The organism is Bacillus sp. FJAT-27245 (assembly GCF_001273955.1).
Taxonomy (GTDB): Bacteria; Bacillota; Bacilli; order Bacillales; family Cytobacillaceae; genus Bacillus_D.
On the sequence record NZ_LIGI01000001.1, the window covers coordinates 896,732 to 919,639 of the forward strand.

26 protein-coding genes are annotated in these 22,908 nt (G+C 46.7%); 18 read left to right on the plus strand and 8 right to left on the minus strand.

Annotation, left to right across the window (positions count from 1 at the left end):
* The first annotated feature begins 127 nt into the window (after positions 1-127).
* The 4 genes from ADU24_RS04345 to ADU24_RS04360 all read left to right on the plus strand — a co-directional run bounded on the left by ADU24_RS04345 (position 128) and on the right by ADU24_RS04360 (position 3,879).
* Positions 128-304: a sporulation YhaL family protein gene (locus ADU24_RS04345; protein ID WP_053365473.1), complete on the plus strand. Its 177-nt coding sequence runs from the start codon at positions 128-130 to the stop codon at positions 302-304.
* Positions 305-694: 390 nt separating this feature from the next.
* Complete coding sequence (locus tag ADU24_RS04350; RefSeq protein WP_053365474.1) at positions 695-1,924, plus strand: NupC/NupG family nucleoside CNT transporter; 1,230 nt, start codon at positions 695-697, stop codon at positions 1,922-1,924.
* A gap of 25 nt (positions 1,925-1,949) precedes the next feature.
* Positions 1,950-2,882: a nucleoside hydrolase gene (locus ADU24_RS04355; RefSeq protein WP_053365475.1), complete on the plus strand. Its 933-nt coding sequence runs from the start codon at positions 1,950-1,952 to the stop codon at positions 2,880-2,882.
* Between the two features lie 76 nt (positions 2,883-2,958).
* Positions 2,959-3,879, plus strand: a complete 921-nt coding sequence (locus ADU24_RS04360; protein ID WP_053365476.1) for an EamA family transporter — start codon at positions 2,959-2,961, stop codon at positions 3,877-3,879.
* A gap of 49 nt (positions 3,880-3,928) precedes the next feature.
* On the opposite strand, the gene ADU24_RS04365 is transcribed toward ADU24_RS04360, so the two are convergent.
* The gene (locus tag ADU24_RS04365; protein WP_053365477.1) at positions 3,929-4,804 is read right to left on the minus strand and encodes a peptidylprolyl isomerase; all 876 of its coding nucleotides are present in this window, start codon (positions 4,802-4,804) and stop codon (positions 3,929-3,931) included.
* Between the two features lie 244 nt (positions 4,805-5,048).
* Between ADU24_RS04365 and ADU24_RS04370 the strand changes: the two genes are divergently transcribed.
* Complete coding sequence (locus tag ADU24_RS04370; protein WP_156324665.1) at positions 5,049-5,135, plus strand: YjcZ family sporulation protein; 87 nt, start codon at positions 5,049-5,051, stop codon at positions 5,133-5,135.
* A 65-nt stretch (positions 5,136-5,200) separates the two neighbouring features.
* On the opposite strand, the gene ADU24_RS04375 is transcribed toward ADU24_RS04370, so the two are convergent.
* Entirely contained in the window at positions 5,201-5,380 is a 180-nt protein-coding gene (locus ADU24_RS04375) for a hypothetical protein (RefSeq protein WP_053365479.1), read from the minus strand.
* Between the two features lie 172 nt (positions 5,381-5,552).
* On the opposite strand from ADU24_RS04375, the gene ADU24_RS04380 reads away from it, so the two are divergent.
* Positions 5,553-5,888, plus strand: coding sequence for a DUF1878 family protein (locus ADU24_RS04380; RefSeq protein ID WP_053365480.1), 336 nt, complete (start codon positions 5,553-5,555; stop codon positions 5,886-5,888).
* On the opposite strand, the gene ADU24_RS04385 is transcribed toward ADU24_RS04380, so the two are convergent.
* Together ADU24_RS04385 and ADU24_RS04390 are read right to left on the minus strand one after the other, a co-directional pair.
* Entirely contained in the window at positions 5,889-6,461 is a 573-nt protein-coding gene (locus tag ADU24_RS04385) for an HTH-type transcriptional regulator Hpr (protein WP_053365481.1), read from the minus strand.
* Positions 6,462-6,727: 266 nt separating this feature from the next.
* On the minus strand, positions 6,728-7,108 hold the full coding sequence (locus ADU24_RS04390) for a YtxH domain-containing protein (RefSeq protein WP_197277471.1): 381 nt from the start codon (positions 7,106-7,108) through the stop codon (positions 6,728-6,730).
* A gap of 175 nt (positions 7,109-7,283) precedes the next feature.
* Here ADU24_RS04390 and ADU24_RS04395 point away from each other — a divergent pair, with 175 nt between their 5' ends.
* On the plus strand, positions 7,284-7,475 hold the full coding sequence (locus tag ADU24_RS04395; RefSeq protein ID WP_053365483.1) for a hypothetical protein: 192 nt from the start codon (positions 7,284-7,286) through the stop codon (positions 7,473-7,475).
* A 99-nt stretch (positions 7,476-7,574) separates the two neighbouring features.
* On the opposite strand, the gene ADU24_RS04400 is transcribed toward ADU24_RS04395, so the two are convergent.
* Complete coding sequence (locus tag ADU24_RS04400) at positions 7,575-8,120, minus strand: tryptophan transporter (RefSeq protein ID WP_053365484.1); 546 nt, start codon at positions 8,118-8,120, stop codon at positions 7,575-7,577.
* Positions 8,121-8,273: 153 nt separating this feature from the next.
* A complete protein-coding gene (locus tag ADU24_RS04405) occupies positions 8,274-8,696 on the minus strand; it encodes an HIT family protein (RefSeq protein WP_053365485.1) in 423 nt (140 codons plus the stop codon).
* Positions 8,697-9,301: 605 nt separating this feature from the next.
* Here ADU24_RS04405 and ADU24_RS04410 point away from each other — a divergent pair.
* The 4 genes from ADU24_RS04410 to ADU24_RS04425 all read left to right on the plus strand — a co-directional run bounded on the left by ADU24_RS04410 (position 9,302) and on the right by ADU24_RS04425 (position 12,820).
* Positions 9,302-10,042 (plus strand): ABC transporter ATP-binding protein, encoded by a 741-nt coding sequence (locus ADU24_RS04410; protein ID WP_053365486.1) that lies wholly within the window; start codon positions 9,302-9,304, stop codon positions 10,040-10,042.
* A complete protein-coding gene (locus ADU24_RS04415) occupies positions 10,035-11,246 on the plus strand; it encodes an ABC transporter permease (RefSeq protein ID WP_053365487.1) in 1,212 nt (403 codons plus the stop codon). Before ADU24_RS04410 ends, ADU24_RS04415 begins: the two co-directional genes overlap by 8 nt.
* 173 nt (positions 11,247-11,419) lie before the next feature.
* Positions 11,420-12,154, plus strand: coding sequence for an EcsC family protein (locus ADU24_RS04420; RefSeq protein WP_053365488.1), 735 nt, complete (start codon positions 11,420-11,422; stop codon positions 12,152-12,154).
* 12 nt (positions 12,155-12,166) lie between these two features.
* Positions 12,167-12,820 (plus strand): phosphatase PAP2 family protein, encoded by a 654-nt coding sequence (locus tag ADU24_RS04425; protein WP_053365489.1) that lies wholly within the window; start codon positions 12,167-12,169, stop codon positions 12,818-12,820.
* Between the two features lie 264 nt (positions 12,821-13,084).
* Here ADU24_RS04425 and ADU24_RS04430 read toward each other — a convergent pair whose 3' ends face one another.
* Both ADU24_RS04430 and ADU24_RS04435 read right to left on the minus strand, forming a co-directional pair.
* Positions 13,085-14,485 carry a hypothetical protein gene (locus tag ADU24_RS04430; RefSeq protein ID WP_053365490.1) on the minus strand — a complete coding sequence of 467 codons (1,401 nt, stop codon included), beginning with the start codon at positions 14,483-14,485 and terminating at the stop codon, positions 13,085-13,087.
* A gap of 219 nt (positions 14,486-14,704) precedes the next feature.
* Entirely contained in the window at positions 14,705-15,199 is a 495-nt protein-coding gene (locus ADU24_RS04435) for an antibiotic biosynthesis monooxygenase family protein (RefSeq protein WP_053365491.1), read from the minus strand.
* Positions 15,200-15,435: 236 nt separating this feature from the next.
* Between ADU24_RS04435 and hemE the strand changes: the two genes are divergently transcribed.
* The 7 genes from hemE to ADU24_RS04470 all read left to right on the plus strand — a co-directional run bounded on the left by hemE (position 15,436) and on the right by ADU24_RS04470 (position 22,892).
* Complete coding sequence (gene hemE / locus ADU24_RS04440) at positions 15,436-16,479, plus strand: uroporphyrinogen decarboxylase (RefSeq protein ID WP_053365492.1); 1,044 nt, start codon at positions 15,436-15,438, stop codon at positions 16,477-16,479.
* Positions 16,480-16,733: 254 nt separating this feature from the next.
* Entirely contained in the window at positions 16,734-17,672 is a 939-nt protein-coding gene (gene hemH, locus ADU24_RS04445; protein WP_053365493.1) for a ferrochelatase, read from the plus strand.
* 27 nt (positions 17,673-17,699) lie between these two features.
* The gene (gene hemY, locus ADU24_RS04450) at positions 17,700-19,118 is read left to right on the plus strand and encodes a protoporphyrinogen oxidase (protein ID WP_053365494.1); all 1,419 of its coding nucleotides are present in this window, start codon (positions 17,700-17,702) and stop codon (positions 19,116-19,118) included.
* A gap of 232 nt (positions 19,119-19,350) precedes the next feature.
* Positions 19,351-19,566 carry a hypothetical protein gene (locus ADU24_RS04455; protein ID WP_053365495.1) on the plus strand — a complete coding sequence of 72 codons (216 nt, stop codon included), beginning with the start codon at positions 19,351-19,353 and terminating at the stop codon, positions 19,564-19,566.
* Positions 19,567-19,570: 4 nt separating this feature from the next.
* Positions 19,571-21,808 (plus strand): molybdopterin oxidoreductase family protein, encoded by a 2,238-nt coding sequence (locus ADU24_RS04460; protein ID WP_053365496.1) that lies wholly within the window; start codon positions 19,571-19,573, stop codon positions 21,806-21,808.
* Positions 21,809-21,813: 5 nt separating this feature from the next.
* A complete protein-coding gene (locus ADU24_RS04465; protein WP_053365497.1) occupies positions 21,814-22,203 on the plus strand; it encodes a hypothetical protein in 390 nt (129 codons plus the stop codon).
* A gap of 116 nt (positions 22,204-22,319) precedes the next feature.
* Positions 22,320-22,892 (plus strand): TetR/AcrR family transcriptional regulator, encoded by a 573-nt coding sequence (locus ADU24_RS04470; protein ID WP_053365498.1) that lies wholly within the window; start codon positions 22,320-22,322, stop codon positions 22,890-22,892.
* Positions 22,893-22,908 lie beyond the last annotated feature (16 nt).

The following is a 22,908-nucleotide window of genomic DNA, read 5'->3' on the forward strand; positions in this document are numbered from 1 at the left end:
TTCCAGTTTACAAGAATCTGGTTTTTATCCGGTTTTCCCGCACCCTGCGGGAATATTCCGCCCCGGCCTGAAATATGAATACAGTAGCGGACAACCATTAACCATAACAGGGAAAGGAGCAGCGACTATGACTATACCACTTTGGATTTATGCAATCCTCGCAGGCATCGCGGTAAGCGCAGGAATGGCAGTTAAAACCGGCAAGGAGGACCGCAAGCTTGAACACGAAATAATAGAAAGAGAGGGCGAAATCTACATGAAACGCCTGGAGCTAGAAAAAGAGCGGCGGGGACTTTCAAGCTAATTAAGCCTCTGAAAAAAATAGAATGGAAAAGCCTTGTATTTGTGCTATAAATATAAGGCTCTTTCGCTTTAGCAAAAATTCAATAAAAAAACCGATTGACACATTAGCAAAATAATTATAAACTACGTGTAACCGGTTACAGTAAAAGGGGGAATTTCAACTTAAGAAATACTATCTTTTAGGCCATCAACAAGAATAGATGTGGAAGCTATGTGTAATCGGTTACACAACAAAAGTATACCTTGGGAAAAAAGCTGCTCACTTATTGGCCGTTTTTTTTTCTAAGTATATGAAACCGGTTACTTAAAAGGGCTGGCCAATTGAATTTCATCGCCAGCAAGAATGGAAGAACAAAAATAAAAAAATTAAACAACATTGGGGTGTAGCAAAATGAATATTTTATGGGGCTTAATGGGCTGTTCCATTATCTTTAGCATTGCCTATCTCGTGTCGGGAAACCGGAAGGCAATCAATTTTCGGACAGTAGGGCTTGGTTTTCTTTTGCAGCTTGTCTTTGGGTATATTGTGTTAAAATCACAGCTTGGACGTGAGGTGCTGCAGGCGGCCTCGAATGGTGTCAATAAAGTTATCCACTATGGCGACGTCGGCCTGGCATTTGTGTTCGGAAGCCTGGCGGATAAAACCGGGCCGGCCGGATCAGTATTCGCGGTCAGGGTATTGGCGATCGTAATCTTCTTATCAGCTTTAATTTCACTATTGTACTATCTTGGCATTATGCAATTTTTTGTTAAAATCATTGGCGGGTTCATCTCAAGAATCTTAAAAGTTAGCAAAACGGAATCAATGTCGGCAACAGCCAATATTTTCGTTGGGATGTCGGAAGCGCCGCTTGTTATCAAGCCGTACCTTCCCCATATGACAAAGTCACAAATATTTGCCGTTATGGTAGGTGGCCTCGCGTCTGTATCAGGGGCCGTCATGATTGGCTTGGCGGCAATGGGCGTCTCCATTGAATATTTAATTGCTGCATCCTTCATGTCCGCTCCGGCAGGGCTCGTTATGGCAAAAATGCTTATGCCTGAAACTGAGGACAATACAGAAATTAATTTAAAAGCCGCTGCTGGTGCATCGGAAGAAACAAAGAAAAGAAGAAACATTTTGGAAGTAATCATGGATGGGGCGAATGATGGGGCAAAAATTGCATTCGGTGTTGCGGTCATGCTCGTTGCCATCATCGGCCTTGTTGCCCTTGTCAATGGGCTGCTTGGCGGAATTGGGAGTTTAATCGGGTTTGACAAGCTTTCCCTGCAATTGATCTTTGGTTATCTATTCTCACCAATTGCCTTTATTATCGGTATTCCTTGGAATGAAGCAGTGATGGCAGGGAACCTGATTGGCCAAAAACTCGTATTCAATGAATTTGTTGCCTTTACTTCCTATGCAGGGCAAATGGGCGAATTTTCAGCAAAAGCGCAGGCAGTCATTACGTTCACGCTTTGCGGATTCGCGAATCTTGGTTCAATTGGGATTCTGGTTGGAGCACTCTCTTCCATGGCCCCTAATAAGAAAAGTGTAATTCAGAGCATGGCTTTCCGGGCTTTAATGGCCGGTTCGCTTGCAAACCTAATGAGCGGAGCTATTGCGGGAATCTATTTCTAAAAGAACAAATGGAGGAAATATAGATATGAAAAAGGTCATCTTTGATGTTGATACTGGGGTGGATGATGCCCTGGCCCTGATTTATGCGGCGAACAGCGGACAAGCTGATATTCTCGGAATTACCACGGTTTCCGGAAATGTACCGCTTGAGCAGGTGGCAGTCAACACAAACCGCCTGTTAAAATTTATGGGGCTTGAGAATAATATAAATGTTTACAAAGGGGCATCCGCTCCGCTTATCAGGCAGCCGTATCATGAATTTCGCGTCCACGGGAATGATGGAATTGGCGGGGCGCTCAACCATATTCACGCTGATGTGCCTGATAACGATTTGTTTGCACCCGATTTTATCATCGAGCAGGCGAAGAAACATAAAGGAGAGTTGACCCTCGTCATGGTAGGGCCGCTCACAAACCTGGCCCTGGCTTTAAGGAAAGAGCCAAGAATCGCAGAGTGGATCGGCAAAGCCGTTATCATGGGCGGGTTAGTACAATCTGCCGGAAGAGGAAACACGCTTCCGACATCGGAATTCAATATTTACGCAGATGCGGAGGCAGCCCGGATCGTTTTCCATTCAGGCTTGGATATTACCCTCGTAAGTTTGGATGTAACGCGGCAGGTTCTGTTGATGGAAGAGCATATTGAAGAATTAAAAGGGACGAAGTATTATGACTTTGTCCGGACAAGCACCGAGGTATACAGGAATTTTTCCGCAGGGCTGTACGGCATTAACGGATGCGCCTTGCATGACCCGCTTGCTGCCGGCGTAGCTTTCGACCCTGGCTACGTAAAGACGGAAAAGGTTTATGTCGATGTTGAAACAAAAAGTGAATTGAGCTATGGCCAGACGATTGCAGATTTCAGGAATATCCTTAAGAAAGAGCCGAATGTCAGCATTTGTGTTGAAGTCGACCATGAACGGTTCCTTAACGACTTTATCGGCTATTTGAAAAAATAATTCTCCCCTTAATGCATCCCGCCGGTTCCAATCGGTTGCGGCGGGATCCCCTAACGATATTTTAGAAGGTGCATCTATGTTAAAATCAATCAAATATCCGCTTTTTGTCTTTATTGGAGCATGCAGTTACGGGGTGATTGCCGCGATAATCAAGCTAGCTTACCAGGATGGATTTACGGTTGGCCAGGTCATCACCAGCCAGTATTTTTTTGGCTGGTTTTTCTTATTGCTCCTATACCTTTTGGTTTCGAGGAAACGGGTCCCCTTAAAAAAAATCGGAATATTAATCCTGGCAGGAACGAGCAGCAGCCTGACCGGAATCTTTTATGGCATATCGCTGCAAACCATTCCAGCCTCAATAGCCATCGTCCTGTTATTTCAATTTACCTGGATTGGGATTGTGCTTGAAGCATTGATCGACAGGCGATTCCCTAGCAGGGAAAAGATTATCTCTGTTGCCGTTCTATTGATTGGGACACTGCTCGCCAGCGGAATGTTAGGTGAGGGCGCCCAGGATTTTGAAGTAAAAGGGATTGTATTTGGATTATTATCGGCCGTCACGTTTTCTTTCTTTATTTTTATAAGCGGTAGGCTGGGGACTGATGTGCCATTTTTATTAAAAGGACTATGCATGTCCGCCGGTGCAACGTTGCTATTAATTTTTTGTTATTCCCCGGGATTTATTTATGATGGTTCGCTTGGAGAGGGACTTTTGAAATATGGAATCATGCTAGGCGTATTGGGTGTAGCAATCCCGATAACTTTCTTTTCCATCGGTTCGCCGAAAACAGGCCCTGGCCTCGCGACAATCCTTGGCGGCGCTGAGCTGCCTGCTGCCATCATCGTTTCCATTTTTGTTTTAAAAGAACAAGTTTCAACTTTACAATGGCTCGGTGTCATCCTGATCCTTTTTGGGATTTCAGTACCTCCACTAAAGCAGCTCATGGAAGGCAGAGGGGCGGTTCGGAAAATGGAACCAAAAAAACCTGTGCAGTAATTTTGCACAGGTTTTTTTAATGGGGCTTGTCCCGTATATCGCTTTTGGATTATTGTTGCGTCCCGGTTTCAAAGGTGTCTTTCAGATCTTTGTCCTTGATTTTTACGTTTGCATCCTTGAGCTCACGCTGCATCGCTTCGTTAATCATTTCCGGGGTAACCTTCGCAGATTTCACTTCGTACTCGATGTCTTTTTTCATATCTTCATAAGATTTCTTTTCTTTAATGTCTGTAACCTGGATGATGTGGTAGCCAAATTCGGATTTAACAGGTTCGCTGATTTCACCCTTCTTTAGCTTCGCAGCCGCGGTATCGAATTCCTCGACCATTTTGCCAGTGCCAGGCCTGAACCAGCCAAGGTCGCCGCCTTGAGCTGCGGAACCGGTGTCAGTTGAGTATTCTTTTGCCAAGTCCTCGAACTTTGCACCTTTATCAAGCTTTTCTTTCACTGTCTTTGCGGTTGCTTCATCCTTAACCAGGATGTGGCGCGCCTTGATTTCAGGCTTGTAATTGTCGTAGTAATCCTTCATTTCCTTCTCAGTCACTTTTACGTCCTTCAGGGCCGCTTTTTCCTGGAGAAGGCCAATCCTGAATGTTTCTTTCAGGTCTTCCTCGCTTTTATATCCGTATTGGGCAATTGCTGCTTCGAAATTCGGGCCGAGATCCCTCTTCAATTCGTCAATCTTTTTATTCACTTCTTCATCGGTCACTTTGTATTTATCAGAGAGAACTTTTTCATAAACAAGCTGCTGAAGTGCCTGTTGTCCAGCCTTGTCCTTCATAAGGTTATACATATCATCTTTAGTGACATTGCCGGCTTTCGTTTCGGCAACAGTTTCTCCGCTGTTTCCATTCGCTGCATTATTGCAAGCGCCAAGGGTCATAACCCCGCCAGTGAGAGCAAGGGCAAGCATCCATTTTTTCATGATGTATCTCTCCTAAAAAGTAAATTTCTAGCAGGTTTTTAACCCACATCCATTACTATATCATAAATGGCCATGAGTGCCAAAAATCTGCGGGGAAAAATAAATTGCCGGCCGGATGGCGGTTATGATTTGAAAGAGCCGGAATGCTGTGGGAAATTAAAGAAATGCATGTGGACGGTTGCCTATTTCGAAAGGAGAAGGAAAGGAATAGTATATGGTAGCTTTCGGTAAGGGAGGTGCCGTTATGGGCCATGGAGGATTCGGTGGGGGCTTTGCTTTAATTGTCGTCCTATTCATTCTATTGATTATTGTAGGGGCTGCCTGGCTATAAACAAGTGGGACATGGAGGCAGGTAAGCCCCATGTTCCATTATGTTTAATCGCGCCGACCAGCTTTTTATGAAAAAAGTACTTCTACATAAGATGAAATCAACAGGATTGTCACCAGTATGTTGATGGTCCTAAAAACCCTTTGCTGGTTCTCTTCGGGTATTTCCTTTTGGATACAAAGGGAGGTTGTCAACCTATTGACCGAATATAGGATAAAAAATGCAAAAATAATAAAAATGTAGTTCACCAAGACTCCCCCCTTGTATATGTCGTGCTAATTTACAATATCAAAAAATTTTTAAAAAGGAAAGTTCCAAATTCCTTCCTGCCACAAGGCAATCCTATTACTTTAAGGTTTACCTTAAACGTGAAAAGGTGAATAATAGAAGGGGAGAAGGAAGGGGAAATGAGGGTTTGGAATGGATCTAAAAGAAATTGACGAAAAAATTCGGACACTCGAGTATCATCTTCGGATCATGGCCGAGGTGCTTGGCGGCACAAAATACCAATTTACGAAACTAGTGGTCGAAAGCAATTTATCCGAACGAGAAACAAACGAGTTTTTCTTATTGTGTGAGGAAATGAACAAACGGTTGGAAGAACAAAAAGCGGAAGGGTTTTTGAATTTTCATCCGCTTTTTCAGGAATTCCTATCGTTATTATCTCCAAAGCTAAATCCCAGGGACGTTGTCCATGCGTGCTTAGAGCAAAAATTGTATCTTTCGTTAATGAGTGAATTGAAGAAGTATGTTTAATTAGACGACTTCCCTTGATTTGCCGTTTTTACGAAGCTTGCCATCTTCTTCGGTAAATTCACACTCAATGTTATGGAACGATTTCTCAAAAATCTCCATAAAATCATCACCATAAATATTGCGGACAATGGCCATCATTTCAATGATATCCGGGAATTTTCCGTATAGCTCCCTTAAGGGCATCGCTCCCGAAAAGACCGAATTGCTGCCGGGGTCGTACGCTTCCATTAGTTCAAGCAAAATTGATTCGCCCATCTCGGTCAGTTTAATATACGTATTGCGCTTATCATTTTCCTTTTTGGAAAATTGCAGCAGACCTCGTTCTTCTAGCTTTTTGGAAAAATTAAAAGCTGTTGAAACATGCATGACACCGAATTTGGCCACATCGGAAATGGACGCGCCGTTCAGGTGATAGGCAATCCATAAAATGTGGTGTTCATTAATGTTGAGATCGTAAGGTTTAATCCACTGCTGCCAATCCTTCTCAACCGATTTCCATAAGGCTTTGCTTAACTGGGCAATTCGCTGGCTAAAGAGCATCGCTTCTTTCATGCTATATTGTTTTTCAGCCATTTTTTTCTCACCTCTTAAAAAATGTAGTTGACGAGGCTCCCGGGCGAAACCATGGGACACTGTCCTTAAAGCCGTCAGTAAAACTTAGGGCAGGAGGGGCATATTTGCCAAAACATTCTTATTTTCTATATTATCATTATGCCAATAAAATAAAAATTAATAAAGATATAAATTTACTAAATTTTTAGAAATTGATATATTTTTCCGTAAAAAGCAAATTTTTTAAAAAAATCCTTCCTCTGCAGTGGGCAGAAGAAGGACTTTTTTCAGTGGTGGGCGCTTTTTTCTGGTTGGTGAGAAGCCAATTCGGTTTCGAGCTGGCTGATCGCCGCCTCAATTTCACCCAGTTCCTTTTGGATTTCAATCTGCTGTGGCAATGTTTCGGCCTTCCATTTTCCGATTGCCGTATTTACTTCCTGAATGAAATGGGAGACATGGACACGGCCTTCCTTGGTGGCATGTGCCGATGCTTCCTTTACATCCATAATGCTTGCTTTCAAGTCCTTCAATTGGCTGACAAACAGGTCTTTATTCGTTTTTATGGCTTCCCTGGTTTCCCTGCCCGACTGTGGCGCCGAGAACAGCGTGGCCAGACCGGCGGCAGCGCTTCCAAGAAGGAATCCATACAAAAATCGTTTTGCTCCCATTTTATACACCTCACTAAATGAATTGCCTTCCCTATATTTTACCCAATTTGAGAATAGGATGACAAATCCAGCCATAGTCTTTAATAGCACAAAACGAAAATATTAAACCTCCGCGCCGCCCGTTAAACTCGTTGGCAGGCGAATATTTGATAAAAAGCCAAAGGAGGCTTTTAAAATGAAGGCTGCCGCATTTCTATTCTTTTTGGCAGGGGCCTTGCTTGCGGTTGCTGCCCTGTACCAAGTTGCGCTTTACACAAGGCCAGGAATGTATCCGCCAAAACAGCTTTTGAAAGCACGGGCAGCCGCCCTTGCTGCAGGTGCGGTACTTTTTTTCATATTTGGCATGTTGATTGTTTTTTTGGGATAATGGAGGGGTTTGGAAAAAATGCAAATGCCGAAAAATGCGGGTAAATGTTTAATAAAAAAAAAGAACCCGGTGCAGTCCGGGCTCTTTGCGTTCTATAAATTATTTCTGTTCCTGGATAGCAGCATTTGTTGGCACATAGCCGCTCCGTTTCATAATCGATTGGACAATTGGATAAACAATCGCAATGATAATTGTGTTGAGTACCGTTGTTGGAATGACAATGCCAACAAACAGCGCGGTGAATGTCATCGACCCTGGAAGGCCCGCGAGATATTGGGCTGTGCCAAGGAAGATGGCTCCTGAAATAATCGTCCCAACGGCGGTCAATGCGCCAGCCCCAACAAGCGTTTGGCTGAATTTCTTAAGCGCAAGGAACAGCAGGTAAAACACAAATGCGGTAACAAACTTGTCAATGATGTTCGGGAATAAACCGCCAGGGAATGTGGTGGTCAAACCAGACAATACGCCTGTGACGATCCCGACCAGGAGGACATTCCTTTTATCAGGAAAAAGCATAATCCCAAGGAACATCATCGTTAGCATCATATCCGGCTTCATGCCGTTCCCGATTCCGGGGATGACAGCGTGGAGCACTGCCCCGATACCAATCAATAGGGACAGGATTACAAGGTTCTTCGTATTCATTTCTCATCTCTCCTCTGCTTATCTAAGCTAATTTGTTTCGTTCCTCCTGCAGTGCGCTCGTTGCCTGCAGCGAAAAACTTGTTGTCATTATAGCATAAAAGAACCGCTGGCGAAAAGGATTAATTTTCAAAAAATCAGGCAAAATCAGCCAGGTTAACGAATATGTGAGGCGATTGCCTTGGCCATGGCTTGCAAATCTTCACCTGTATAGCCGCTCTCGTTTGTTTTCCAAACCGCGCCAAACCCATCGCCCTGCCCGTATCTCGGAAGGAGGTGAAGATGGAAATGGAACACGGACTGGCCGGCTTTTTCACCATTATTGTTCAGTGTGTTCAAACCGATTGGCGAATACTCTTCCTTTAGCGCGCTGGCGATTGCCGGAACGGCTTTGTAAAGGTTCGCGGCAATTTCGGGGGTAAGCTCGTAAATGTTTTCTTTATGTACTTTTGGAATCACAAGAGTATGCCCCTTTGTCACCTGGCTAATGTCAAGGAATGCGAAGACATGTTCATCCTCGTACACCTTTGCCGACGGAATATCACCCTTGATAATTTTACAAAAAATGCAGTTATCCATCCATACCACACCCTTCAATGTTTTCCCGTATTTTAGCATAAAAATGCAAGCTGAAAAACCATTATGGCCGGCTAAGTGGAAGGTCGTCCGAAAAGGACGGGATCCGCGTGGAATCCCGCCCTCGTGAAGGGGAAATCTTCTTTGTTTCGTCCAATCAGGAAGTTTCTTTGACAAACACCTCATTTGGCAATGAAATGTACAGGCTTAAACGGATTCGTCCAAGATGACCATCTCCAAACTCTTATAAGTTGTCTTCAACGTATAAGGCTGTTTGATGTTCTTTGGCAAACACCTCATTTTTTTAAAATGCCGCCTGCGAGTCAGGCAGTCCGGTGCCGTTATTGGTCGAAAGGCCTGTGCAAGACAACCATCCCCTCGGTTTGAACGTTGTGGAAGCAGCTTATCTTGAATCGAAACTGTCTTTGACAGACACCCCTCTTCAATCTGGTGTAAGCTTGTTCCCCTTCATCAATAGAATGGCCAAAAAGGGAGTGGACTATAGGTGGAATCGATTTCCATAGTTCTTTTTAAAAAAGGGTCCATATTTCGCAAGAAGGGGAATTTTTGCTAAAATAGAAGGTATTAAGCGAGGAAGGGCGTTTACTATGTCTTTATTATCAATTGACGGATTTACAGGCGGCTATACGAAAAATCCTGTATTGAAGGATGTCACCTTCGAGGTCGGTGCAGGGGAGCTCGTCGGGCTGATTGGCCTGAACGGAGCCGGGAAAAGTACGACCATTAAGCATATCATCGGCCTGATGGAGCCTCACAAGGGCGAAATCAGGATAAACGGCAAATCCTTTAAGGAGAATAAGGAAGAGTACCGAAAACAATTTACCTTTATCCCCGAGACGCCAATCCTTTATGAAGAACTGACACTTGAGGAGCATCTTGAACTGACGGCAATGGCGTACGGGCTCGATCGGGCTCAGTATAAGGAACGAATGCCGCTCCTTCTGAAGGAGTTCAGGATGGAGAAAAGGTTTAAATGGTTCCCTGCCCATTTTTCGAAGGGGATGAAGCAAAAGGCAATGATCCTTTGCGCGTTCCTGGTCCAGCCGTCCCTCTATATCGTGGACGAGCCGTTTGTGGGCCTTGATCCATTGGGCATTCAGTCGCTGTTGGACTTGATGAATAAAATGAAACAGAATGGTGCCGGCATCCTGATGTCGACGCACATCCTGGCAACCGCAGAACGGTATTGCGATAAATTTGTCATTCTCCATGAAGGAAAAATCCGGGCAAAAGGGACACTTGAAGAGCTGAGGCGTGAATTCTCAATGCCGGGCGCGACCCTTGATGACATCTATATCCAGCTGACGAAGGAAGAAAGCCATGTTTGACGGGAATAAGATGTGGAGTGAACGAGCCGGCAAAACGATGAAAGAGCTTGGCCGGTACCTGAAATATATTTTTAACGGCCACCTGGTCATTGTGCTCTTTTTCCTGTTGGGGACTGCCGCATACTATTACCAAGGCTGGCTGAACACAGTCGACCCGGGCTTCCCGACGGAAATCATCATGGGCATTGTTTTTGGGGTGGCGCTCACGTTCAGCCCTGTCTACAATTTTTTGAAAGAACCTGATAAAGTATTCCTCCTGCCGGTTGAAGACAGGCTTCAGGGCTATTTTCTCCGTTCGGCTGTTGCCAGCGGCGGTTTGCAAGGGTATGTGCTTTTGATGCTGCTGGCGCTGTTCATGCCTTTGGTTGCCAGGACGACAGAAGCGGGATTCGGGAACTTTTTGCCGATTCTGCTGATCCTGCTTGCTTTGAAGGCCTGGAACATCGCCGTGGAGTGGAAGGTTGCGTTTTTGGTCGATACTTCAAAAAGGGCGTCCGACAAGGTGATTCGATTTGTAGTGAATGTGGCCTTCAGTTATTTCCTATTTAGCTGGAATGGCCTTCTGATCCTGGTCCCGTTTGTAGGAATCCTGTTTGCTTATCTGGGCTATTGCCTTTCAGCTGCGCGAGGGAAAGGCTTGAAATGGGAAGCCCTAATCGCGGGGGAAGAACGGCGGATGATGGCCTTCTACAGGCTGGCGAACATGTTCACGGATGTCCCGCATTTGAAGGAAAGTGTGAAAAGGCGGCGCTGGCTCGATTTTTTGCTCGCGAGAATCCAGTTTGGCAGAAGGCATGCCTCCCTTTATCTGCTTTCACGGACATTTTTGCGTTCAGGCGATTACCTTGGCCTTTCCATCAGGCTTGGGGTTATGGGGGCGCTTGCCATCGGGCTTATCTCTTATTGGCCTGGACAAGTGTTTTTCGCCCTGCTCTTTCTATATTTAACCGGGTTTCAGCTAATGCCGCTTGCTTCGCATCATGAAAACAGCTTATGGGAAAATATCTACCCAATCCCGGATGGCGCCAAAAAGGCCGCGTTCCAGCACATGCTTGGTCTGGTGCTGGCCGTTCAGGCGGTCGTTTTTTCCACCGCGATCGCTTTCAGGGGTGAATTGGCCCCCGCACTAGGTTCGCTAGCTCTAGGCGCACTGTTCACGTTCGTTTTTGTCCGGTATTACAGCATACGAAAACTCAAAAATTGATCCCTTTCCATTTGGAAAGGGGTTTTTTGAAAAAAGTATTTGAAAATCCAGGGGATTATGTGAAGAATGGTATTTGAAACTGGCAGGGGATTTTTTCGTATAATAGCCACCTTAGGAATAAATACTGGTAATCCACACGGGCCAGCCCCGTCAGAAAAGAGGTTTTTCTCCAAATGAACGAGTATGAATTGAAAGTATATGAGGAAGTTGTTGAATGGAAGCGAAAATTATCGGCCCGGTCGGGTATGTTTAACCGGCTATCGAAAAAGGCGCAAACAAAAATAAATGGGCTTATTCCCGAAAAAGTGCATCAGGCCTTGACGGAAGGAATAAAGGGAATGGTCAAGGCGACACTGGCCGGGTCCAATTTCACAACAAAAAAGCCGGTGAAACCAAGGCCTGCCCTTCAGGCAATGGATGAAGAGGCGAGGAAGAAAATCAATGTTTTTCAAAAAACCGCTATGATTGAAGGGGCAGAAACGGGGGCTGGAGGAATTTTGCTTGGCCTTGCCGACTTTCCCTTGCTATTAACTATAAAAATGAAATTTCTTTTTGAAGTCGCATCTGTATACGGTTTTAATACGGAGGAGTATGAAGAAAGGCTGTTTATCCTTCATGTATTCCAATTGGCCTTTTCAAGCGATGAAACGAGGTTTGAAACGCTCGATACAATCGAGAATTGGGAGGAGAGGAAAAGGACGCTCGCCGATATGGACTGGCGCGAGTTCCAGCAGGAATACCGGGACTATATCGACCTTGCGAAAATGCTTCAGCTCGTCCCTGGCATAGGGGCTGTTGTCGGGGCATATGCCAACAACAAGCTGCTCGGCCATTTGGGTGAAACAGCGATGAATGCGTATCGGCTAAGGGTGCTGGATGGGGACCAAACCCCAAGGCTTGATTATTAGGGGGATAGTTTTTTGAAAAGGAAAAAAATGCTGCCAGTATTCATGGCGTTCTCAGTTATGGTTCTATTGCTTATCCTGCCTGGAGTATTGCAGGGGAGGGAACTGCTTGTCGACAGGGTTGTCAAGGGGATGTTTAGTGGGGTTCCTGATTCCCTTGACCCGATTTTTATTGGGATTACCCATCTTGGAGATAAAAAGGGCGTTGGGATAACAGCGCTGATCATGCTGGTTTGGCTTTTGTTCAAGCGCAGGGATTATTTTGCAATGGGCATTTTTGCGCTTGCGGTTGCGTTTGGCAACGAGTTGAACAAGTTTTTGAAAGTTTTGATTGGGCGGGAAAGGCCTTTGCTTGAGCATCTGGTTCATGTGAAAAGCCTTAGTTTTCCGAGCGGCCATGCGATGATGGGGTCAATCCTTTATATACTGATTGCGTACTTTTTGCTGAAGGAGTACAAAAACCCTGTAGCGCGAACGAGTATAATTGTTCTTTCGGCTGCAGCTGTTCTTTTAATCGGGGCCAGCCGAATTATATTGAACGTCCACTATCCATCGGATATTATCGGCGGTTATGCTTTTGGGTTTCTATGGTCTGCGCTGTTCATAGCAGTTTATGAAAGAATGCGCGATGCTTATCCTTTTATGAAGACAGAAAGAGAAAGAAAGTAAAAAACAGCCGCGGGGCTGTTTTTTTCCGTATGAGGATAGTGATGTTATTTAGGGATGAAAGCAATTTTGGGTGTTACGCCGGCTTGAAAGTGTCTTCATAACCCCGATGAAGACGGTTTCGGGGGCGGAATTCAGCTGAAAGTGTCTTCATAACACCGATGAGGACAGTTTCGGGGGTTGAATCGAGGTGAAAGAGTCTTCATAACCTTGATGAAGACTCTTTCGAACCCCGAATTGCTCTGAAAATGTCTTAATATATCAAACTTAAATGAGAAACATCGCAGCGATGGTTGTAACGGCAAGGCCGATCAGTACAGGAACGAGATTCCTTCTCGCAAGTTCAAATGGGTCAACATTGCAAATGGCTGCAGCTGGGATGAGCGCCCATGGAACGAGGGTTCCGCCGCCTACCCAGATTGCGGCAATCTGACCAAGCGCAGTCAAAGTGGCTGCGCCTTTGCCAATCGAGACCGCAAATAATGCTGCGACCGAACCGGCAAGGGAAATGCCCGAAAATCCGGATCCATCCAGTCCAGTAATGGCACCGACTACAGTCAGGGTAACCGCCGCGACTTCCTTGCTGAGCGGGACGAGGCCGGCTAGGGCTGCGCCGAGATCATTAACAATACCATGCGACGAGTCGGGGAGGTAATCTCCGATGATTTTTCCAAAACCCGCATCGCCAAGATAGAAGAAAGCCGCAATCGGGATGACGGGCCCGAATACTTTGAAGCCAAATTGAAAGCCTTCAACCAAATAGGAAGTAGTCTTTTCAAGTCCTTTGTTCCTATAGGCGGTAAGAGTGATGACGAGAAGGATGAAAATTGATGTACCGCCAATCAACGCTGTTGCATCGCCGCCTTGAAGCTTCAACAGGAACATCGCTGCGACATCCAGTATGAACAGCAAGGGGACAAGGATGGCAAAGAAACGTTTTTTGCCAAGCGATAATAGCAAAGCGCCTGCCTTTGTTGCATGAGTGGTACCGCCGGGGACAACGCCCGTTGAGGATGTCAACTTGCCGTTTTTTAGATCCCTTTTTAAAAAATAGAAGGCTGCAACCGTTGTGACAGTGCCCATTATGAAAACAAGCGGAATGCTTGCGCTTAGTACTTCATTAACTGATAGTCCAGCTGCATCGGCTGTCAGCTTCGGAGCAGCCTGGATAACAAAATCACCGGAAAGCGCGATTCCGTGACCGAAAAGGTTCATCGCCATGGCGACGCCAAGTGCGGGCAGGCCGGCTCTAAGGGCAACCGGCAAGAGAACGGCTCCGAGTAGCGCGACTGCCGGCGATGGCCAGAAGAACCAGGAAATGACCATCATCAGGATGCCGATCGTCCAGTAGGCAAGTGTAGAGTTCCGTATGAGCTTCGAAAATGGGGATATCATGACATCGTTGATTCCTGTCGCGGTTAGCGTTTTGCTCATCGCAACAATAATGGAGATGACGAGAATCGTCGACAGCAGTTCCGTGATAGCATATATGAAGCTGTTAAAAACACTGCTGACCGAGCCGCTCAGGGAACCCGTCGCGGTAATGGCGATTATGAAGATGCCTGTGATGCATACAAGCGTTGTATCCCTCCTCATAACCATAAAACCGATGATAAGGCCGATAAAAACAACATAAATCCAGTGGAGAGCCGTAAGCTCCGCAACCATGGAAAAATCCTCCCTTCATTCACCGGGAAATAGACCACTCCAACCGCCCATGCCCGATGTAATACAGAATATGAAAAAGGAAGGAAGGGGTGCGGGGAAGGGTGCAAAAAACCGAACAGTGCCAGGCACCACCCGGAATTTGTCGAAAACCGAACAGTGCCAAGCACCACCCGAAGTTTGTCGAAAACAAAAAAGACGAGGCGGCTGCCTCGTCCTTTCCTATTCTTCGGAGATTGTATATTTGGTGATGTATGGTTGGCCGGAGAAGATGCTTGGCCCAGGCTCGGGTTTGCTTTGGCCGTGGGACTTTCCGAAGTCGTTTGATTCTTTCCAGCGCTGGAAGGCGAGTTCATCTTCCCATGCAGTTAAAATGACATATGTGTTTGACTTGATCGGCCTAAGGACGCGGATGGCTTGGAAGCCGGGGGTATTTTCGATTTTCCCGGCCCGGATTTTGAACCGGTATTCGAAGACTGGCCTGCCTTCATCAGTGACAGGAATGTTGTTCATGACGACTAAGCCTGGATGGCCAAGATTCCCGACTGCTTCGAGCACTTCAAACTTCCTCGGAGATGCGAAGACGGTTTTCCCCTCCGTTTCATGGATAAGAAGGGCGCCGTCATCTCCCGACATAATTACCATTTTCTCTCCCTCATGTTTTTTCGCAAGCTTTTCCAAAAAATCATACGTTCCAGAGGTCATAAACAAGTTCATCATATCAACTCCAACTATTATTTTTTCCCCGCACAATGTCAACCCAATTAGATTTTTCCTTTTATTACAGACCTGCAAACACAAAAACGACTTTTTTTTGACAGTTGCCGGCTGTACCTATACACTCCCAACATTAACAGATATAGTGAAAACAGTATAAAGATGTGAAAGGTTTCTATTTTTACTGTGAATATATTAGAATGTTAAATGAGAAGTTGCGAAAGGTGGAAAATGAGATGAGACAAATCAACGAAACGTTCTTGAAGGCAGCGAGGGGTGAGAAAACAGGCCATGTTCCAGTATGGTATATGCGCCAGGCGGGACGGTCCCAGCCTGAATACCGTGCCATCAAAGAGAAGTATTCACTGTTTGAAATTACCCACCAGCCTGAATTGTGTGCGTACGTTACCCGCCTTCCGGTTGAACAATACAATGTCGATGCGGCAATTTTATATAAAGATATCATGACCCCGCTACCGGCGCTTGGAGTAGACGTGGACATCAAGGCAGGAATCGGTCCGGTCATTTCCAATCCGATCAAATCGGTCGCGGATGTTGAAAAACTTGGGGAACTCAACCCGGAGGAAGATGTTCCATACGTATTGGAAACAATTAAAATCCTGACAGAAGAGCAGCTTTCGGTTCCGCTCATCGGGTTTTCCGGGGCGCCATTCACACTTGCAAGCTATATGATCGAAGGCGGCCCTTCCAAGAATTATAACAAAACAAAGGCATTCATGTATGCCGAACCAAAAGCATGGTTCGCCCTGATGGACAAACTTGCCGATACAGCCATTGCATATGTGAAGGCGCAAATTAAAGCAGGGGCGAAAGCAATTCAGATTTTCGATTCATGGGTAGGCGCACTGAATGTCGCGGACTACCGTTACTATATCAAGCCTGTAATGGAGCGGATTTTTTCCGAGCTTAGGGAAGAAAATGTACCGCTCATCATGTTCGGCGTCGGTGCAAGCCATCTTGCCGTCGAATGGAATGATCTGCCTCTTGATGTCGTCGGGCTGGACTGGAGGCTTCCAATCAGTGAAGCACGTAAACTCGGCGTTACCAAGCCGGTCCAGGGAAACCTCGATCCGGCCATCCTTCTAGCGCCATGGGAACTCATTGAGGAGCGTGCAAAGGCAATCCTCGATCAGGGAATGGAGCAGCCTGGTTATATTTTCAACCTTGGCCATGGCGTTTTCCCATCCGTAAATCCGGATGTCCTGAAGAGGCTGACTGCGTTCGTCCATGAGTATTCCGCTTCCAAACTGGGCCGCTAAGCAAGAATTGCTATGTGTAAAAAATAAATGATGGCAAACACGCTATTTATTTGGCAAAATAAAAAGGGCCTTCCATCAGGGGAGGATTTAGAACCTACTGATGAAAAGTCCCATACTTCTGCCTTTTCCAATGAACAATGAGGTGAATAAAAAGGCGGAAGCATATGGCTCAAGCTCAAATCGGCAGGGAGAAATCCCTGCCGTTCATGGTTGAACAACCGAAAGAATAGATAAAGCAATCAGAGGTGTGGAACATGGCAAAAAAGACAATGGGCCTCCTGGTTATGGCTTACGGCACACCGTATACCCTTGATGACCTTGAGCGCTACTATACCCATATCCGGCATGGCAGGAAGCCTTCCGAGGAAATGATTGAGGAATTAAGGGGCCGTTACGAGGCGATCGGCGGTATTTCACCGCTTTCCCACATTACGGAAGAGCAGGCGAAAGGCCTGGAAGACAGGCTGAATGAAGTTCAGGAAGAAATCGAGTTTAAAATGTATCTAGGCTTGAAACATATCAATCCGTTTATCGAGGATGCTGTCAAACAAATGCATGAAGACGGGATAGAGGAAGCGGTCAGTATCGTGCTTGCCCCCCATTTTTCAACTTTCAGCGTCAAATCGTATAATGGAAGGGCGAAAGAAGAAGCGGAAAAGCTTGGCGGCCCAAAAATAGTTTCAGTCGAAAGCTGGTACGATGAGCCTAAATTTATTTCGCACTGGGCCAAAAAGGTCAAGGACGTTTTTGAAAAAATGCCTTCCGGCGAAAAGGAAAAGGCAGTGCTTATCGTTTCGGCGCACAGCCTTCCTGAACGGATTCTCCAATCTGGTGACCCGTATCCGGATCAGCTGAAGGAAACGGCCGATTTAATTGCAGCCGAGGCGGGTATTAGCCAATATGCAGTTGGGTGGCAAAGCGCCGGGCAAACTCCGGAGCCATGGCTTGGGCCGGATGTTCAGGATCTGACCAGGGAACTGCACGAAAAGCACGGTTACAAGGCATTCGTGTATGTGCCCGTTGGTTTCGTGTCAGACCATCTAGAAGTGCTTTATGACAATGATTATGAATGCAAGGTTGTTACAGACGAAATTGGTGCGGCGTATTACCGGCCGCAAATGCCGAATAGCCAGGCCGATTTTATTGACGCCATGGCAACCGTCATCCTGAAAACACTCGGGAAAGGCGAATAGACTAAGGAAAAAGAAGAGGCGATAGATGTGGAAGGGAAGAAACGAATCGTAATCATAGGAGGAGGGATGGCTGGGCTTTCATCAGCCTACTACCTTCAGAAAGCTGCACGCGAAAGGAATCTCCCTGTTGAAGTGGTCCTCGTGGAAGCTTCCCACCGCCTCGGCGGAAAAATGCAAACCGTTGTCAAAGATGGATTTATCATTGAGCGGGGCCCTGATTCCTTTTTGGCCAGGAAAACAAGCATGTCCCGGCTTGCGGCTGAAGTGGGGATGGCAGACGAGCTTGTAAGCAATTCCACAGGGAAGTCTTACGTTCTCGTCAATCAAAGGCTCCATCCAATGCCAGGAGGCTCAATCATGGGAATCCCGACCGAGGTTGCCCCGTTCATTACAACCGGCCTATTTTCAATCCCTGGTAAAATTCGGGCAGCGGCAGACTTCATCCTTCCGAAATCTCCTGCTGGAAAGGACCAGGCACTTGGCCACTTTTTCAGGAGAAGGCTTGGTAATGAAGTTGTTGAGAATTTGATTGAGCCGCTTCTTTCAGGTATTTACGCAGGGGATATTGACAAAATGAGCCTGATGTCGACGTTCCCGCAATTTTACCAGGTTGAGCAAAAATACCGCAGCCTCATTCTTGGCATGAAAAAAACAACACCATCAGCTGCCAGGCAGCCGGCCGCTCCGGCGAAGAGCAAAGGCGGTGGTTTTCTTACTTTCCGGACGGGCCTGCAATCCTTTGTCGATGCAATTGAGAGCAAGCTCGAGCCGAATTCTGTTTTAAAAGGATTTAAGGTAACAAACATTGTAAAAGAAGACGGTTTTTACGAAATAAACCTGGCGAACGGGGAACCTATTATTGCGGACTGTGTAATTTCGGCCGTCCCGCATCACGTTGCCCAATCGGTTTTTTCGGAGTATCCGTTTTTTGAACCACTGAAGAGTATACCCTCCACATCAGTGGCGACCGTCGCAATGGCGTTTCCGGAAAGCGCGATTAAAAAAGACATTGAGGGGACCGGGTTCGTCGTATCAAGGAACGCCGATTACACGATTACTGCGTGTACCTGGACGCATAAAAAGTGGGCGCACGCCGCTCCGCCCGGGAAGGCGTTGCTCCGCTGTTATGTTGGAAGGGCTGGTGACGATACGGTAGTTGACCTGTCCGACGATAAAATTGTCAGGATTGTCCTTGAAGACTTAAACAAAACGATGGAAATTACCGAAAAACCGGAATTTGTCGTGATTTCGCGCTGGAAGGACTCGATGCCGCAATATACGGTCGGGCACAGGCAACGCCTTGAAACGTTGAGAAGGCATGTATCGGAGGAACTGCCAGGCGTCTACCTCGCCGGAGCCTCCTATGAAGGAGTCGGACTTCCCGACTGCATTGACCAGGGGGAAGCCGCTGTCCGCGATGTATTGGAATATCTTAAATTATCATAGACTTTTTAGACGCGCGGGAGCGATCCCACGCGTTTTTTTGTGGAAATGCGAACAATTCACTGGCACGCCCCGAATTTTCTTGTTTCACAAAGTGTTCAGCAGCTGATAGCACGACCTACCACACAATACTCGCGCTTTTCGCATGCCATCTTCGGCTACGGAGAGAACGTTTACGGATAAATGTCCATTTCACCGAATAGGATGAATAAAACGATATCCAGGTGGTGGCGATATGAATAAGAAAGACGACCTTGCAATCCGGCAGCTCCTCTTTACTCCGTACAGGATGGAAACCGGCGTCCCGATGGGGGCTCTCCCTGTTTATGCGGCATCAACGCCTCCGGTCCCTCCATTTTTGCTAAATCGAAAGATAGGAAGGTTCGCTATGGATCCCCCGATAGGCCAGCAGGAAATCCTTTTAAAAAGCTATGTAAAAGGCAGGGGGTAACAGGATGGGCTGGGATTCTTCCAGGGTGGATATGAACATTTACTCACAGGGGAAAATTGACCGCCTTGTCTATTCAACATGCAATCTATGCTCGAATGGCTGCGGGTGCTTCATCGCCGTAAAGGATGAAAAGATTGTCGGCATCGTAGGCAATGAACAGTACCCAGTAAACCGGGGGAGGCTCGGTCCGAAAGGAGAAAACCAATGGTGGGCGAATAACAGTGTTGACAGACTCGCGGCCCCGCTTATCCGCCACAACGGAAAATTGCTGTCCGCCAGCTGGGAGGATGCCTACTCGCTCTTAACCGGCAAAGTAAAAGAGGTTCTGGCTAAAAAAGGACCCGGCGGGCTGGCGATGTACCATACGGGACAGGCTTTCCTCGAGGACTATTACACAATTGCGAAAATCACCCGGGCAGGCTTGGGAATGCATCAAGTTGATGCCAATACAAGGCTCTGCACCGCGACGGCAGAGTGGGCCCTGATCGAAAGCTTTGGCTCAGACGGCCCGCCCGCTTGTGAGGAGGATGTCGACCTAGCCGACGTGATTGTTTTTATCGGCCGCAATTCAAATGAAACGAATACGGTTTTATGGGAAAGGGTCCTACGCGCGAGGCAGCGGAATGGCACGAAAATTATCGAGATCGACCCGCGGAGCGACCTGAGCGACAAAATGGCCGACCTTTCCCTGCAGCCAAAAAGCGGCACAAACGTGGCAATATTAAATGGCCTGATTCACCTTATCATCAAAAACGGCTGGATTGACCAGGGGTATATTACAAGGCATACGATTGGTTATGAAGAGCTTGAAAGGACTGCCGCAAAATACACACCTTCGCTTGTTGAAGACATAACCGGAGTCCCAAAGGAAAAGCTGATTCAATGCGCAGAGTGGATTGGCCGATCAGGGAAAACGCTGACCATTCTGCTTCAGGGAGTGTATCAAAGCATGGATGCAACCGCCGCGGGGACGCTGGTGAATTCCATGCATTTGATTATGGGCAAAATCGGCAAGCCAGGATCGGGACCGTTCCAGCATGCCGGCCAGCCGAGCGCGATGTCGAACCGGGAGGCCGGCGGGGCTGGCTTTTATCCCGGATATAGGAACAATGACAATCCGGAACATATCCGTGAAATCGCCGGGCTTTGGAAAGTTGAACCCGAGCGGCTTCCGGTAGGGCCGCAAACCTACATTATGGAAATCATGAACTTGATTGAACATGGGAAAATCGAATTGTTTTGGGTCATGTATACGAATCCGGCAGTATCACTTCCCCACCGGAACAAAATGGTTGAAACACTAAAGAAGCCATTCCTTGTTGTCCAGGATCCTTTCCTGAGTGAAACGGCGGAACTAGCCGATCTAGTCCTGCCATCGGCGATGTGGGGAGAAAAGGAAGGCACGATGACCAACCTTGAGCGGCGCGTCAATGTCCTCCGCAAGGCCGTCGACCCGCCATTCGGCCTGCCTTCGGATTTTGAAATCCTGCTCGAATTCTCAAAAAGGATGGGTTTCAAGGATAAAAACGGGCGGCCGCTCATCTCTTACAAGACTCCTGAAGAGGCTTTTAATGAATGGAAACGGGTTTCTGCTGGCCGTCCATGCGATATGTCGGGGATGACATACGAAAAAATGGAAAGGCTCGGAGGCATCCAGTGGCCCTGCAACGACCAGTACCCGAATGGGAAGGAAAGGCTGTATACGGACGGGGCATTCCCCACCCACCCGGATTACGCGGAATCGTACGGCAGGCACCTCAAGACAGGAAGGGCGAGGACGAAGGGGGAATTCGAACGACTGAATGCCAATGGACGGGCAATCCTCTATGGTTTTGATTGGTCGCCGCCGGTTGAAGTCCCGGGGGAAAAGTATCCGTTTGAACTGAATACAGGTCGGAATGTTTTTCACTGGCACACTAGAACAAAGACGGGCAGGGCGCCGATGCTCCATCTTGCTTCACCTGAGGCCTATGCGGAAATCAATCCCGCTGACGCCGGAGAGCTGGACCTCGAAATGGGCGAAATGGTCTTGATTACGACGAAAAGGGGAACGGTCCGTGTTCCGGCGAGGATTACTGATGCGGTGCGGCCAAAGTCAATTTTTATCCCCTTTCATTTTGGGGCCCTGTCCAGTCAGGAAGCAGCCAATAATCTGACATTGGAAGCATGGGACCAGGTTTCCAAGCAGCCCCATTTTAAAAATGGCGCCTGCAAGGTGGAAAAAATCCATGAACGGAGCTGAGAGCGATGATTCCTTATGCAAATGAGATTATCGAGGCTTCCGGCCAGATTGAAGCGAAAGCCAGGAAAAAGGCGCGCGAGGAAATCAATCCGCTACTTTCTAGAATTGGGATTACCCTTCATGAAATAACGGAAACGATACAGAGGCTTTCAGTTGTAAAAAACGGGACCGAGGAAGCAAAGGACTTGTGGGGAATTTTATACAGGGCGGGAGACATTCTCGATGAAGAGTTTATTATGCTGAAAAACTCAACCCCAATCTCCATTCAAAATGAGGTTGAGTTCATTAAGCAATGCCTTGTTTTTTTTACAAAAATGGTCGTGGATGGCTATGGAAAGCGGGAGGCCCTGTTTATCATCACGCCGAAGTTTCAGGTGCTTGCCCGCTTGTGGTAAAATTTTGAGGCTGCCCCTTGTAATCCTGGATTCCGTTTGTTATACTACTTTTTGTACAAAATGACCGAAATGTTCATTTGGTCATACCTATAAAAAGTCGGGAATGGGGTGGAGGTTTGGCAGTTGACCGCAGGCAACAAATCATTGAAGCCGCAACGAAATCGTTCTCTTTATTTGGGTATAAGGCGACCACGATAGATCAGGTAGCCAAGCTTGCCAATGTCGGAAAGGGCACGATTTATACTTTTTTTAAAAATAAGGAAGAGCTTTTCGATGAAATCATCACCTCATTGATTAAGGAAATGAAGGCAGCGGCGGACGGAGTCTTTGATCCGTCACTCTCCTTTCAGGAAAATGTTCACCGTTCTCTTTATAAAATGCTGGAATTCCGGAAAGAGCACCAGCTGACGATAAAGCTTTTCCAGGAAGAAAAGGAAATGGGGACTCCTGCAGTCATGGAGGTCATGGCCAAGATTGAAAAGGCGATTATCACCTATATAAAGGAAAGGGTAGCAGCCGCTGTCGAGGCAGGCGAAATAAAGGAGTGCGACCCAGAAGTGACGGCTTTTATCATCCTTAAGCTGTATATCGCGCTTATTTTTGATTGGGAAAAGAACCATAAGCCGCTCGAAAAGGCTGAAATTGCAAACCTATTTGAACTATACATTTTCCAAGGATTATCAAACTGACGATAATCCTTCCTTT